The sequence below is a fragment of the Rhizobium sp. CNPSo 3670 genome (genome assembly GCF_057784555.1).
Genome location: NZ_JBXSOL010000011.1, coordinates 114622 through 128384, shown reverse-complemented (window position 1 = coordinate 128384; position 13763 = coordinate 114622). Strand labels below are relative to the sequence as shown.

Below are 13763 nucleotides of genomic sequence, written 5' to 3'. Positions count from 1 at the left end.
CCGTCAGTTGCCGCCGACCTTGGCCTTGATGTCCTCGTCGATGCGGCCATAGGCATCGTCGAGCTTCATTTCGCCGGCGATCACCTGGCTGATGCGGGCAACGATGGCGCTGTAATAGGCGTCCGACCACTTCCAGCCCGGCAGCTTCAGCGCAGCCGGGGCCGTCTGGCTGGCCGATTCAACGAAGGCCTTCAGCGCCGCCTTCACATGCGGATTGTCGGTCTTGAAGTCCACCTGGCCGGCGGCTACGCCCTTATGCGCCGGGATGAACAGGCTGCGCTCGGCGAATTCCTTCTGCACGTCGACGCTTGCCAGGTAGTCCATCACCTTGGCGACGTCCTTCGGGTTCTTGGTGTATTTGACGGCGACCAGACCGGCGCCGCCCTGCATGCCGCTGCAGGCCACCGTGCCGCACGGGCTTCCGGCCATGACCCAATCGAAACTGTCGCCGATCTTCTGCGCGAAGCCCGAAACCTGCCAGCTGCCGGAATAATAATAAGCGAGACCGCCATTGATGAAGTCGTCGGCGGCAGCGCGATAGGTGCTGCCGGCAGCACTGACCCAGACGTCCTTGTTGACGGTGCCGTCCTCGTTCCACTTGACGAAGCGGCTGAGGAATTCCTTGGCGCCCTGATCGATGGGCGCCGGCTTGCCGTCGGCGGCGATATAGTTGGCGCCGTAGGAGATGTTAGGGCCGGTGACGCGGTGGCCGGAGCGGTCGATCGCCATGGCGAAGACCTTCTGACTATCAGCGACCTTTTTGGCCGCTGCAGCCCAGTCGTCCCAGGTGGCCTTCGGGCCGGGAATTTCGACGCCGGCCTGCTCGAACAGCGTCTTGTTGACAAAGCCGCCGGTGAGCGTCAGCTGGGTCATGAAGCCAGTGATGGCGTTCGAGCCGTCGGGACGCATCCAGTCAGCCTGGGCGCCGAAATTCTCGTCCCAATATTTCGCATCGGCGAGGAGCGGGCGGAGATCGAGCCAGTGCTGCGACTGCGCCTTCAGATTGGTGACGCGGGCGATATCGGGCCCCTTCCCGGCTTCCAGCTGCACCGGCAGCTGTTCCTTGACGACGTCATAGGAGACTTCGTCGAGGATGACGTTGACATCGGGATTGGCCTTCGAGAAGCGCGCCAGCAGATCCTTGATCACCTCGCCTTCGCCGCCGTCGGAATACCACATGATGCGCACATCGCCGGCATGGGCGGCAACGGAACTCAAGAGAACCGCAGCAAAGGCCGCGCCGATCGATTTCATTCTGGTCATAGTCTCCTCCTCTTGACCGATGAACTTCTGCATCCGGCCAGGTCCTCCACCTGTCCGGAGATGTCATTTAAGAGGCAGCGCGCCGCTGCTGCCTGCCCGCTATCTCAAGATGTACCGCGTCTCCTCGCACTGACCAGTCTGACGGCTTGAGAATACGGCCTTCGGCGCGCACGGTACCGTCCTCTTCGAAGACAACCTGACCATAATCCGGGTCGTCGATGATCAGCGCACCCTCTTTGCCGCGGCGAGCAGCAAGCGGGGCGAAACGCGCCCGCATGCCTTCGAGGCCGTCTTCGCGCCCGAGATCGGAGAGGCGGACGATCCAGCGACCGTTGCGGCCGGCCAGGCGCAGCTCGACGTCCGTCGTCGGGCCGTGTTTCACCGGTTCGAGCACGCCGTTGCCGATCAGCATCGCCAGACCGTTGCCGGAACGGGCAAGCGCCAGCCTGCCGCTGACCGCCGTCTCGTCGAAGGCTTCGAGCGGGAACCAGGCATGGGTGTAATCCGGCTGGCCGTCGTGGATGTCGAAATCGAGAATGGCGAGGTCACGATATTGATGGACGCGCGGCAGCGTTCCGCAGCCGCCCCAGAAACTGGGCCGGCCGTAGCCGAACTGGATGGTTTCGCCGGGATGGTTGATCCAGATCTGCGCTTCCGGCCGCTCGCCCAAACGCAAATGCAACACGGTCTCCTGATAGCCCCAGGCGCCGGGGCGATAATGGGCGATGGTGCCGAGTGCGGTGTCGCGCGTCTTGTAATGATAGAGGGCGGCGAAACGGTTCTCGCCCTGGGAAAAGGTCCATTCCTGCGCGTCGTCGGACTGGTGCGCCGCGATCGCCGCGAGCTCTTCGGGAAAACGCAAGCCGTGATCGCGGATGCAGACGGCCAGCTGCGGCAGCGCGTGGACGCGACGGCCGTACCAGCCGCGGCCCCAGAGCAGCCGAGCAATGGCCGACAGCTCGACCGAGCGGCCGGGGCGCAGCGTATGTTCATAGGAGCGGCCCTGGCTGCCGGTCAGCATGCCGTGATGGGCCGAGCGAGCCACGATTTCCATCAGGCGGACGATGCTGGCATTGGCTCGATTGCGAATCGTCTCGTCCGGGGCGCAGGCGGCAAGCGCCGTCAGCCCTTTGAGGTCGATCGGGAAATAGGGAACGGAATTCCACTCGGCCATTTCCCAGCGCTCGAAATGATCGAGCCAGGCGCGGACGCGCTCTTCGCCGACCCTCATCTGCTCGGCGCCGGTGCGGCCGGAACGGACGAAGACGGCATCGGGAAACAGCCTGCCGCCGAGATAGGCGGCGGTGTGGAAGAGCAGCGCGTGGTTCTCCGAAAAATACCATTGCACGTCGTTGCCGGGCTCGTCCATCCAGTAGCGGTAATTGAGAACGGCACGCTCGATCCTCTGCCGCAGATCCTGCGACAGCAGATCGCTCCAGCGCGTACAGGCAAAGAGCAGCGGCACCAGAACGAAATCGGCGCAGTCATGACAATCCTCGATAACAGGCAGCATCGCCGAGATCATCGCCTCGGTCTCCTCGCCGCCCTGCCCCAAAGCAAGGCGCGCGAAGGCGCAGACCGTATCCGGCTCGGAATGGGCGGCGACCTCGGCAAGCGCCTGGGCGACGCGATCCTCGAGCGCGGCGGGCGCCAGCCCCTGGCGCTGGGGATGGCAGATCTCGACGCCGAGCGTGCGGCCGAGCGAAAGTTTGCCTGTTTTGAACGTGATGCGGAAATGGCGGAAATCGGCGGGCATATCGGCCGAGGGGCCGAGTTCCAGCTTCATCGCCCCCGCTTTCAGCGCGAAATCATAATCGAAGTGCTCGACCGACATGAAGTCGCCTTCGATCTCGACATGACAGCTCAGCGCCACCGGCAGCGGCGCGGGAAACAGGATCGTCACGTCCTCGCCGAGATAGGCGGTGCGGTCGAAGCGCATGCCTTCGAGGATTGCCTCCAGCCCGTCCGCGTCACCGGCGGCGATGGGAACAGGCACTGATGTTTCGACCTCCGGCCCATCGAGATAATCCAGCTGGAAATAGAAGCGGGTGTCGCGTTCGGCGAGATCGTCGAAATAGATGCGGATCTCGTTGAGTCCCTTGGAAAGCTCGACCTCGAAAATCTGCTGAGTTTCCAGATTGCGCTGGTAAGGCGCCACGAAGCCCTGCTCGGCCCCATTGACGAAGAGAACGGCGCCGCCGCAGGTCGACAGGCGCAACGTGGCTGGTCCCGCCGACAGCGCGTCGAGGAAGGTGCGCGCCCAGCAGCCGATGCGCGTCGGACGAAACCAGAAGCCGGAGAGATCGACGCGCGGCGATGAAAAGGGAAGCCACCAGCGGACGGCCTCGAATTCGGCAGCCGGCTGCGGCCGCCGCCCGGCGAAACATGCCTTGAATTCGGTGCGGCAGGGATATTCATGCGGAATGAAATTCTTCGTCTTGGTGACGAAGAAAAACGGATCCATGTCGCCTTGCATCGGCCGGTCGGCGACGTCGTAGCGCGCCTGCGAGAGCGAGCCGAGCTGCCAGTAGAGGATCGGGCTTTGTTTCGCGGTCTTGCGGCGGAGATAGGATTCTGCGGCCATGCTTCAGCCCGCTTGAACCTTGACGCACCGGGCAAAACGCCGACGCATGGACTTGCCGTCAAACCGCATCTTCAAAGCCTCCCTGCTCTGCCGCCTGTCGCTGACACGTTAATTGTGCATAGCCATTCCGTTTGCGCAATCTGAAAGATTTTTGCATACTTCAGGAGAGAGCGAGGAGATGTGATGGCCGCGGAGCAGAAAAAAGGCAGGCGCACACGCCTCGACGATATCGCCGCCCGCTGCGGCGTCTCGATCAGCACGGTGTCGCGCGCGCTCGCCGGAGAAAAGGGCGTCAGGCCCGAGATCCGCAAGCTGGTGTTGGAAACGGCGAGCGCTGTCAGTTATGCGCTGCCGGCGAGTGTCGCCGGCAAGAAGGTCATGCTCGTCGCCTCCGGCGCGGCGATGATCGACTATGTCCGCAACCAGTTCACGCTCCACGTGCTGGAGGGATTGAACGCGCGCGCGTCCGCCCTCGGCATCGAAATGGCGATGCGTCCGGTAGCCGACAAGGCCGATGAAACCCGCGTCATCGCCGAGATGCGCAATGATGCAAGTTTCGGCGGCATGCTGATTCTGACGCTCGACGAGGAGGACATGCTGGCGGCCGCCGCCGATCTCGGGAAGCCCGTCGTACTCGTCAACAGCGACGATCCCTATATGCGGCTTTCGAGCGTGACGCCCTGCAACCGCTCAGCCGCCTTCATTGCCGCCGAGCGGTTGATCGGGGCCGGGCATCAACGCATCCTGTTCATGCTGCGGCCGGGACGGCGGACGATCGAGCGGCGCCTGGAGGGATGGCGCGACGCGCTGCAGCATCATGGACTGACGGCCGATGCCGACCTGGTGCTCGAGGTTGACGACTGGTTGCCGGAACTCGGCGCCGAGGCGATCACCCGTCTCGTCGGCGACAAGGGCCTTTGCTTCACCGCCGTTCTGACGGCGGGCGACAGTCTCGCCAACGGCGCCGTGCGCGGACTGCAGGCGATGGGTTATGCCGTGCCGCAGGATGTCTCTGTCATGGGCATAGACGACCTGCCGCAATCGGCTTTTCTCAATCCGCCACTGTCGACGGTGCACATCCCGATGCGCGAACTCGGCGCCACCGCGTTGGACCTCTTGCGCGACATGATGCTCGGCCTTGCCTTGCCGCTCCGCCGTGTCGAGCTTGCCTGCCATGTCGTCGAAAGGGGGAGCGTCGCAGCCGTCCGCCATCCGGTTGCCGTGGATCACATCAAGCCAATTGCGTGAGGTATTCCGGTCATGAAATTCCTGGCGATATCCGGTAGCGCCCGCAGAGCCTCGACCAATACGGCCATGCTATATGCTCTCCGGTCGGCTGCCGGGCCGGCGCATACGCTCTCGGTCTATGATCGTGTTGGCGAGCTCCCGGTCTTCTCGCCCGATCGCGAACTTCCCGAGCCTCCTTCCGAAGTGGCGGCTCTTGCAAATGCCATCGCGGATGCGGATGGACTGATCCTGGCGAGCCCCGAATATATCAGGTCAATCCCCGGCGGACTGAAGAACGCCATCGACTGGCTCGTCTCCCGCAACGAAGTGATCGGCAAACCGATCGTGCTTGCGCACGCGTCGCATCGCGGCGATGAGATGCTGCAGCAGCTTCGCACCGTTCTCGCTACGCTGAGCGAGCGCTTCAGCGAGCAGCTCTTCCTTCGCTTCCATCTGATGAAGCTTTCCCCGCAAGAAATTGCCGAGCATCTTTCCGCGCCCCGGCATCAGGAGGAGATGCGCCGTTTCCTCGAGGCCTTCGCACGCTATTGCGGCCCAGCCTGAGGCTCGGCTGCGCAACGACCCCATCAAGTCTCCATGAAGCTCGCCTCGAAAAGCTCCTGCGCATAGGCATCATGCGTCGTGCCGGCCTGCAGATCCGCCTTTGTGATTTCGTCGACGAAGCCGCCGTTCTTCATGATCAGCACCCGGTCGCACATATGGGCGATCACTGCTAGGTCGTGACTGACGAGCAGATAGGTCAATCCCTTCTCCTCGCGCTGGTCGGCAAGCAGGTTGAGGATTTCGGCCTGGACGGAGACGTCGAGCGCCGATGTCGGCTCGTCGAGGAGCAGGATAGGCGGCGACAGGATCAGCGCCCGGGCGATCGCCACGCGCTGCCGCTGGCCGCCGGAAAGTTCGTGCGGGAAACGGTTGGCGAAGCTTGCCGGCAGGCCTACCTGGATCAACGCCCTCTCGACCTTCGTCCAGATGTCGGCATGGCGCATAGCGCGCAGCGGTTCGGCGAGCGCGGTGCCGATGCGGTGACGCGGATGCAGGGATCCGTAAGGATCCTGAAACACCATCTGGGCTGAGGTCAGTTCCTCGCGGGAGCGCTTCTTGCCGATCGGCTTGCCGCGCAGCTCGATCTGACCGGTCCAACCGGGCTCCATGCCGGCGAGGCAGCGCAGCACCGTCGATTTGCCGCAGCCGGATTCGCCGACAATGCCGAGCGTCTCGCCCTTGCCCACCTGAAAACTAATGCCCTTGACGACATGGTTGCTTGATTTGCCCGAGGTGAAGACAACATCGAGGTCGCGGATATTTATCATTGCGCCGTCTCCAGATCGAGTTTTGCCCTATCGAGAACCGCAAGCCGACGAACCGGATTTTTCGGATCAGGCAACGCCGCGATCAGCCCGCGCGTATAGGTATGGCGGGCCTCTTCAAGGCTGGTCAGCGTTTCGACGATCCTTCCGGCATACATGACGATGATGCGCTCGCAGAAGGCTGCGACCATGCGGATGTCATGGCTGATCAGGAGCAGGCCCGAATTGTTTTCGCGCACCAGTTCATCGAGCAGGAGCAGCACATCCTTTCGCACGCTGACATCGAGAGCCGAGGTCGGTTCGTCGGCGATCACGAGCTTCGGCCGCGCCAGCAGCATCATGGCGATCATCACGCGCTGGCCCATGCCGCCCGAGATCTGGTGAGGATAAAGCGCCATCACCCGTTCGGGATCGGTGATGCGCACCCGCTCGAGCATGGCGCGGGCGGCATCCTGCGCGGTGTTGCCGCTGAGGCCGAGGTGAAGGCGCGCGGCCTCGGCGACCTGCTTGCCGATCGACAGCACCGGATTCAAGGAATAGCGCGGATCCTGCATGATCAGCGCGATATCCTTGCCGCGCAGCGCGCCCATCTGGCGCTCGCTTTTTGCCAACAGCGGACTGCCGGCGAGATCCATTCGCTCGGCAGAAACGATCGCGGCCGGTGGCAAAAGACGCATGATTGCCCGCCCTGTCGTCGATTTGCCAGAACCGGATTCTCCGACGATCCCGACCCGTTCGCGGCCGACATCGAAACTGACATTGGAGACAGCCGGCACGGCACCTCGACCGAACCGGACATTCAGCGACTTGACGGAAAGAACCGGCTGGAGGTCACGATCTTGCATGGCGGGGATCCAGAATGTCGCGCAGAGCATCTCCGGCGATGTTGAAGGCAAGGCTCGTCAGCAGGATGGCGATACCGGGCATGACCGCGACCCACCAATAATCGAGCATGAACTTGCGGCCGTTGGAAATCATCGCGCCCCATTCCGGCGCCGGCGGCTGGGCGCCAAGCCCGAGAAATCCGAGCGACGCCGCCGTCAGAATGATGCCCGCCATATTGAGGGTCAGGCGAACGATCACCGATGGAATGCACATAGGCGCGATATAGAGAAGCAGGATGCGCATCGGCGAAGCGCCGTAAAGGCGGGCGGCCACCACGTAATCGGCATTTCTGACGACAAGCGCCTCGGCGCGAGCAAGCCTTGCGATCGGCGGCCAGGCGGTGAGCGAGATGGCGATGATTGCCGTCCCCAGGCCAGCGCCCAGCGCGGCGGCAAAGGCGAGCGCCAGAATCAGCGAGGGGAAGGACAGCACGATATCGGTGGCGCGCATCAGGAACGCATCGGTATTGCCGCCGAAGAATCCGGCGACAACGCCGATCAGCAGTCCGATCGGCCCAACGATCAGGGATACCGACAACACCGTCTGGATGGTGATGCGCGTGCCGAAGATCAGGCGGCTCAGAATGTCGCGACCGAACTCGTCCGTGCCGGCCGGATGCGCCAGGCTCGGCGGCTGCAGGGCGTCACCGAGCGATTGGATGACCGGGTCGTAAGGCGCCAATAGCGGCGCGAAGATCGCTATCAGGCAAAGCAGGCCGAGGATGACGAAACCGGCAAGGCCAAGCGGCTCGGCAGCCAGTTTGCGGCCGGCCCGCGCAAACGACGCCGCCATGCGGCTCGGAACGCTTGGAGGACGAATCCGGATCTCGCTGCCGATAACATTGCTCATCGGGCTGGGGCTCATCGCGCCGCCTCCCGCATGCGCGGATCAAATATGGCGTATGCGACGTCGGCGAGGAAGTTCAACAGCATGAAAATGAATCCCACAATGATGGTGCCGGCCACGATGGCGTTCATGTCGCCGATCATCAGCGCATTCGTCATGTATTGGCCGATGCCCGGCCAGGAAAAGACGATCTCCGTCACGACGGCACCCTCGAGCAATCCGCCGTAGGAAATGGCCAGGATGGTGATCAGCTGCACGGCGATGTTCGGCAGGACATGGCGCCAGATCGTGCCGAGGGGGCTCACACCCTTGGCGCGGGCCGCAATGACGTAATCCTGGCTCAACTGCTCGAGCGTGAAGCTGCGGGTCATGCGCGTGATGTAGGCCATCGCGGCATAGGCGAGAATGATGGCCGGAAGGATGATATGGCCGAGGGCATTCCAGAAGATTTCCGTCTCGCCCTGCAGGAGGCTGTCGACCAACAGCAGCCCGGTCTGCGGCGTGACGAGACCTTCGTAAAACACATCGATCCTGCCTGGCCCGCCGACCCAGTTCAGGCCGGCATAGAAGATGATGAGGCCGACGATGCCGAACCAGAAGACCGGGATCGAATGACCGACGAGGGCGACCACGCGCGCTACCTTGTCGATCACACTGTCGCGAAACAGCGCCGCGACCAGGCCGAGCGGGACACCGACGAAGGTCGAGATGATCACGGCAAGTGTGGCCAGTTCGAATGTCGCCGGAAAGGCCTGGGCGAGGTCCGAAGAGACGGGATTGCCGGTCAGCACGGCCGTGCCGAAATCACCATGGGCGAGCCCCTTCAGATAGAGGAAGAACTGCTGATAGATCGGCAGATCGAGCCCCAGCCGCGTCCGCATCGCCGCATAGGCGGCGGGATCAGCGAGTTCGCCGACGATCGCGCCGACGGGATCCGCAGGCAGGACGCGGCCGATCACGAAGGTCACACAGAGGAGGATGAACAGGCTGACGAGCAAATGCGCCAGGCGTCGGCCAAATTCGGCTACAGAAAGTTCCTTCATGTCCGGCTGCCTCAGGAGGATTACTGGGCTTCAGACTTCGTGACGTTCTCGAGACGCGTCAGCTGGGTCGGATGCCCCACATATCCTTGCACCTTGCTCGACAGGACAATCGGCTCGAAGCGTTCGAACATCGGCAGCACCGCCGGCTTTTGTTCCACGAACATCTTCTGCATCTCGACATAGAGCTCGCCGCGCCTCTTGGCGTCCGGCTCCATCGATGCCTTCGCCGTCAGAGCAGTGAGCTCCGGAATGTCCCAGGCCGAGCGCCAAACGAAGTTGCCGGCATTGTTGGCCTCCTTCGAGTTGTCGGGATTGGAGGAGAACTGCTCCATCGAGCCGAGCACGTTCGGCATATAGGCGCTGGTCTGCGGGATCAGCAGATCGAAATCCCTGGCGCGATGGGCGGCGATGATTTCCGAGCCGTTGCCCTGCTGGATGTCGATCTTGATGCCGACCTGGGCAAGCGACGCCTGGATGGCGGTGGCAAGGTCGATGCGCGGCGTCTGTGCGATCGTCTTCAGCGTTAGCGAGAAGCCGTCCTTGAACCCTGCTTCGGCCAACAGCTGCTTGGCCTTTTCGACATCGAGATGCCAATCGGGGTTCGGGATCGCAGATTCGAAATTCTCCGGAACCGGAACGTTTCTCGCCCGCCCGTAGGGACCCATGATCGTCTTCTCGATGCCCTTATAGTCGATGCCATAAGCAATCGCCTCGCGCACCTTCGGGTTGGACAGGTACTGGTTGCCGGCATTCATCGACAGCACGTAGAAACCGCCTGTCGGAATACGCTGGATGGTAAAGCCCTGCTTGTCCTTGAAGGTCGCGAGGTCGGCGGCGGTCATGGCGCTGGCGATATCGATGTCGCCGCGCTCGAGCATCAGCCGCTCGACCTGGCTTTCCGGAACATGGCGGACGATGACGCGCTTCATCTTCGGAGCGCCGGTGACATAATCCTTGTTGGCGTCGAGGATCACGAGTTCGTTCGGAGACCAGCGGTTCAGGGTGAATGGGCCGGAACCAGCCGAATGCGTGCGCATCCAGGCATTGCCATAATCATTGTCGGCGACGTGCTTCTCGACTTCGACGCTGTCGACGACGCTGGTGGTCGACGTCGTCAGCCGGTAGAGCAGCATTTCGGCGGTCACCTGGCCGGAAAAATCGATGCGCACCGTCTTGTCGTCGACTGCCGTGACGAGCTTGTCGACATTGGTCTTGTCGTAGCCGACGCGTTTGAGGTTGGCGGCGGCGGCCTGGTCGAGTTTCAGGAGCCGGCCCAGCGAATAGACGACGTCCTTCGCCGTCACCGGATTGCCGGAGGCGAAATTGGCTTGACGCAGCGTGAAGGTGATGCCCCTGTCGTCGACCTTCCAGCTTTCGGCCAGCTGCGGCACGATCTTGCCATCCGGTGTGCTGTTGACCAGACGGTCGTAGAGGTTCGACATGATCTCGACCGCCTTGCCTTCGGTCGCCTGATGCGGATCGAGGGACAGGACCTGCGCCAGTGATGTCCCGATCACCAGCTGATCCCTAGGCGTGGCGGCGTGCGAGAGCGGCGCAGCGATCGTCAAGGCGCCGATGACGGCGCCGACGAACAGGCCTTTCGAAAAATGCTTCATTGTAACTCCTCCCTAGATTACTATAAGAGACATATTATGTCGTCCGTGTGTCGTATTATGATTTATCGAAGTCCAATTTGATTTGCAAGACCCGTGCGGAAGACGTGAGGCAAGGGAAATGGGGAAACGAGAATGACGACACTTGGCCGTGGTCGGCAAAGACTGGCGCAGCAGGTCATCGATCAGCTGCGAACGCAAATCGAGACAGGGAAATTGCGCGTCGGCGACCAGCTGCCGACCGAGCCGCAGCTCGAATCGACCTTCGGCGTCAGCCGCACCGTCGTGCGCGAGGCTATCGCGGATTTGAGGGCTGCGGGTTTCGTCCGGCCGATCCAGGGCAAGGGCGTGTTCGTCGCCGATCCGAAAGTTCATTCGGTCATGTCGCTGACGCCGGTGGAAATCAAAAGCATTCCGGAAACCCTGGAATTGCTGGAGTTCCGCATGGCTACCGAGGGTGAAGCGGCCGCGATTGCCGCCTATCGCCGCACCGCCGAGCAGGAAGCGGCGATCCGCGAAGCCAACCGCCGGATGGCGCAAATGATCGAAAGCGGACAGCAGACGGTCGAGGCCGATTATGCCTTTCACATGGCGATCGCGGCCGCCACCAACAATCGATTCTATGTCGACGTGCTGCGTCATTTCGGCCCGCGCGCCATCCCCCGCGGGCAGTTTCCGACGCTGCCGGAAGCCAATGACCGCGAGTATCTGCAGAAGGTCCATGCCGAACATGTGGAAATCCTGTCGGCCATCGCCGATCAGGATCCCGACCGCGCGCGCCAGACGATGCGCGCGCATCTAATGGCGAGCCAACGGCGTTATCGGATGCTCGCCGAACAGCAATAGAGCTCGACACTCTCCAAGATTCATATTATGTCATATGACATTGTTGGTTTTGGAGAGGTCTCTGATGTATCTTGGAACACAGGTGGCGGCGCGCGACGATGACTATTATCGGATCTTCGCGCAATTGGGGGTGAAGCATATCAGCGCCGATCCGCCGGGACAGCCGAGCAGCTGGACGCTTGCCGATATTGAACGCCATCGCGACAAGGTCGAGAGCTTCGGTCTGATCCTCGACATGATCCAGCTGCCCCTGCCCTCGCAGCCGATCGAGAAGGCTTCCTATCCCGACATCCTGCTTGCCGGGCCTGAGCGCGACCGGCAGATCGATGCGGTCTGCCAGATGATCGAGGATGTCGCGGCGGCCGGCATTCCGGCGGTCAAGTACAATCTCAACCTGATCGGCATTCCGCGCACGCCCGATGAACCGGGACGCGGCGGCTCGCTGAATGCGAGCTTCCGCTGGGAGAAGACCGATCAGCAGGCAGCCCCCGGCCTTGCCGGCGTGCTCTCCGAGGACGAAAACTGGGAACGGATCGATTATTTCCTCGAACGCGTCGTGCCGGTCGCCGAAAGCAATCGCGTCCGGCTCGCCTGCCATCCGCACGACCCCTACACGCCGCCCGGCTATCGCGGCGTCACACGCGTGCTCGGCACGGTGGAAGGGCTGAAGAAATTCGTGCAGATGCGCGAAAACCCCTATCACGGGCTCAATTTCTGCCAGGGATCGGTCGGCGAGATGCTCGAAAATCCACGCGAAGAGATCGACGACGTCATTCGCTGGTTCGGAGAGCGCAACAAGATCTTCAACGTTCACTTCCGCAACATTCGCGGCGGCAAGCTGTCCTTCATGGAGACCTTCCCCGACGAGGGCGACATGGACATGGTCCGCTCGGCCAGGATCTACAAGGAAGTCGGCTACAAATACATGCTGATGCCCGACCATGTGCCGACCGTCAGCGGCCAGGATCCGTCCGCCACCGCATTTGCCTTCTGCTACGGCTACATCGCGGCACTTCTGCAAATGCTCGAGAACGCCTGAGACGATTTTCAACACGTATGGAATAGGACTTGATGATGAACCCGATTGAATTGAAGAAGGCCGTCGGCAGTGGTCTGCTCTCGTTTCCGGTCACCCATTTCGACGATCAGCTGAAATTCGACGAGGCGAAGTACCGCCGCCACGTCGAGTGGCTTGCCGGTTACGACGCCGCGGCGCTGTTTGCCGCCGGCGGCACCGGCGAATTCTTCTCCCTTAATCCGAGCGAGATCCCTGAGGTCGTCAAAGCCGCCAAGGCCTCGGCCGGCAGGACGCCGATCATTTCGGGAACCGGCTACGGCACGTCGCTTGCCATCGAGATCGCACAGGCGGCCGAAAAGGCCGGCGCCGACGGATTGCTGCTTCTGCCGCCCTATCTGATGTTTGCCGAACAGGCCGGCCTGATCGCCCATGTCAAGGCGGTCTGCCGATCGGTCGGCATCGGCGTCATCGTCTATAACCGCGACAACGCCATTCTAACGGCCGACAGCATCGCGCGCCTCGCGGAGGAATGCCCGAACCTGATCGGCTTCAAGGATGGCGTCGGCGATGTCGACAAGGTCATCGAGATCACAACGCGGCTCGGCGATCGTCTCGTCTATGTCGGCGGCATGCCGACCCATGAGGTCTATGCCCAGGCCTATTTCGCCGCCGGCGTAACGACCTATTCATCGGCCGTCTTCAACTTCGTCCCGGCGCTGGCCCAGCGCTTCTATGGCGCGTTGCGCACCGGCGATCAGACGACCGTCAACGAGATCCTGAAGAGCTTCTTCTTCCCCTTTGTCGCCCTGCGCAATCGCAAACGGGGCTATGCCGTTTCGATCATCAAGGCCGGCCTCGAGGTGCTCGGCCAGAATCCTGGGCCGGTGCGGCCGCCTCTGACGGATCTCACCCCGGAGGAGCTCGCGCTGCTGGAAAAGATCGTCCAGGCAAATGGTGTGGAACGGATTGCGACGGAGTAACAGGTTGGTGATAGAGGACGTGCCTGGACGTGCCCCTTGAACCGAGGCTATGGGAGATGCCGCAGCCTCGCGATTCCCTCTTCTCCCCAGCGGGGAGAAGGTGCCCGTAGGGCGGATGAGGGGGCCGGCG

General features: G+C 62.4%; 12 protein-coding genes. 5 read left to right on the top strand and 7 right to left on the bottom strand.

Features of this window, described 5'->3' with window-relative positions:
- Positions 1-3: 3 nt before the first annotated feature.
- Together AC13QO_RS13965 and AC13QO_RS13960 are read right to left on the bottom strand one after the other, a co-directional pair.
- Entirely contained in the window at positions 4-1263 is a 1260-nt protein-coding gene (locus AC13QO_RS13965; protein WP_488540901.1) for an ABC transporter substrate-binding protein, read from the bottom strand.
- Between the two features lie 67 nt (positions 1264-1330).
- Entirely contained in the window at positions 1331-3847 is a 2517-nt protein-coding gene (locus AC13QO_RS13960) for a hypothetical protein (protein WP_488540900.1), read from the bottom strand.
- A gap of 183 nt (positions 3848-4030) precedes the next feature.
- On the opposite strand from AC13QO_RS13960, the gene AC13QO_RS13955 reads away from it, so the two are divergent.
- Positions 4031-5095 carry a LacI family DNA-binding transcriptional regulator gene (locus AC13QO_RS13955; protein ID WP_488540899.1) on the top strand — a complete coding sequence of 355 codons (1065 nt, stop codon included), beginning with the start codon at positions 4031-4033 and terminating at the stop codon, positions 5093-5095.
- A 12-nt stretch (positions 5096-5107) separates the two neighbouring features.
- The gene (locus AC13QO_RS13950; protein WP_488540898.1) at positions 5108-5638 is read left to right on the top strand and encodes an NADPH-dependent FMN reductase; all 531 of its coding nucleotides are present in this window, start codon (positions 5108-5110) and stop codon (positions 5636-5638) included.
- A gap of 23 nt (positions 5639-5661) precedes the next feature.
- On the opposite strand, the gene AC13QO_RS13945 is transcribed toward AC13QO_RS13950, so the two are convergent.
- From AC13QO_RS13945 to AC13QO_RS13925, 5 genes are read right to left on the bottom strand one after another with little or no spacing between them, the layout of a single operon-like run.
- Positions 5662-6405 carry an ABC transporter ATP-binding protein gene (locus tag AC13QO_RS13945; RefSeq protein WP_488540897.1) on the bottom strand — a complete coding sequence of 248 codons (744 nt, stop codon included), beginning with the start codon at positions 6403-6405 and terminating at the stop codon, positions 5662-5664.
- Positions 6402-7247 carry an ABC transporter ATP-binding protein gene (locus tag AC13QO_RS13940; RefSeq protein ID WP_085778125.1) on the bottom strand — a complete coding sequence of 282 codons (846 nt, stop codon included), beginning with the start codon at positions 7245-7247 and terminating at the stop codon, positions 6402-6404. Before AC13QO_RS13940 ends, AC13QO_RS13945 begins: the two co-directional genes overlap by 4 nt.
- Positions 7234-8136, bottom strand: a complete 903-nt coding sequence (locus tag AC13QO_RS13935; protein WP_085780064.1) for an ABC transporter permease — start codon at positions 8134-8136, stop codon at positions 7234-7236. The genes AC13QO_RS13940 and AC13QO_RS13935 overlap by 14 nt, the downstream gene beginning before the upstream one ends.
- A gap of 11 nt (positions 8137-8147) precedes the next feature.
- Entirely contained in the window at positions 8148-9176 is a 1029-nt protein-coding gene (locus AC13QO_RS13930) for an ABC transporter permease (RefSeq protein ID WP_285195439.1), read from the bottom strand.
- A 20-nt stretch (positions 9177-9196) separates the two neighbouring features.
- Positions 9197-10792: an ABC transporter substrate-binding protein gene (locus AC13QO_RS13925; RefSeq protein WP_488540896.1), complete on the bottom strand. Its 1596-nt coding sequence runs from the start codon at positions 10790-10792 to the stop codon at positions 9197-9199.
- Between the two features lie 132 nt (positions 10793-10924).
- Between AC13QO_RS13925 and AC13QO_RS13920 the strand changes: the two genes are divergently transcribed.
- The 3 genes from AC13QO_RS13920 to kdgD all read left to right on the top strand — a co-directional run bounded on the left by AC13QO_RS13920 (position 10925) and on the right by kdgD (position 13633).
- The gene (locus AC13QO_RS13920) at positions 10925-11635 is read left to right on the top strand and encodes a FadR/GntR family transcriptional regulator (RefSeq protein ID WP_085778122.1); all 711 of its coding nucleotides are present in this window, start codon (positions 10925-10927) and stop codon (positions 11633-11635) included.
- A 64-nt stretch (positions 11636-11699) separates the two neighbouring features.
- Positions 11700-12674 carry a mannonate dehydratase gene (locus AC13QO_RS13915; protein WP_488540895.1) on the top strand — a complete coding sequence of 325 codons (975 nt, stop codon included), beginning with the start codon at positions 11700-11702 and terminating at the stop codon, positions 12672-12674.
- Between the two features lie 32 nt (positions 12675-12706).
- Positions 12707-13633 (top strand): 5-dehydro-4-deoxyglucarate dehydratase, encoded by a 927-nt coding sequence (gene kdgD, locus AC13QO_RS13910; RefSeq protein WP_488540894.1) that lies wholly within the window; start codon positions 12707-12709, stop codon positions 13631-13633.
- Positions 13634-13763: the final 130 nt, after the last annotated feature.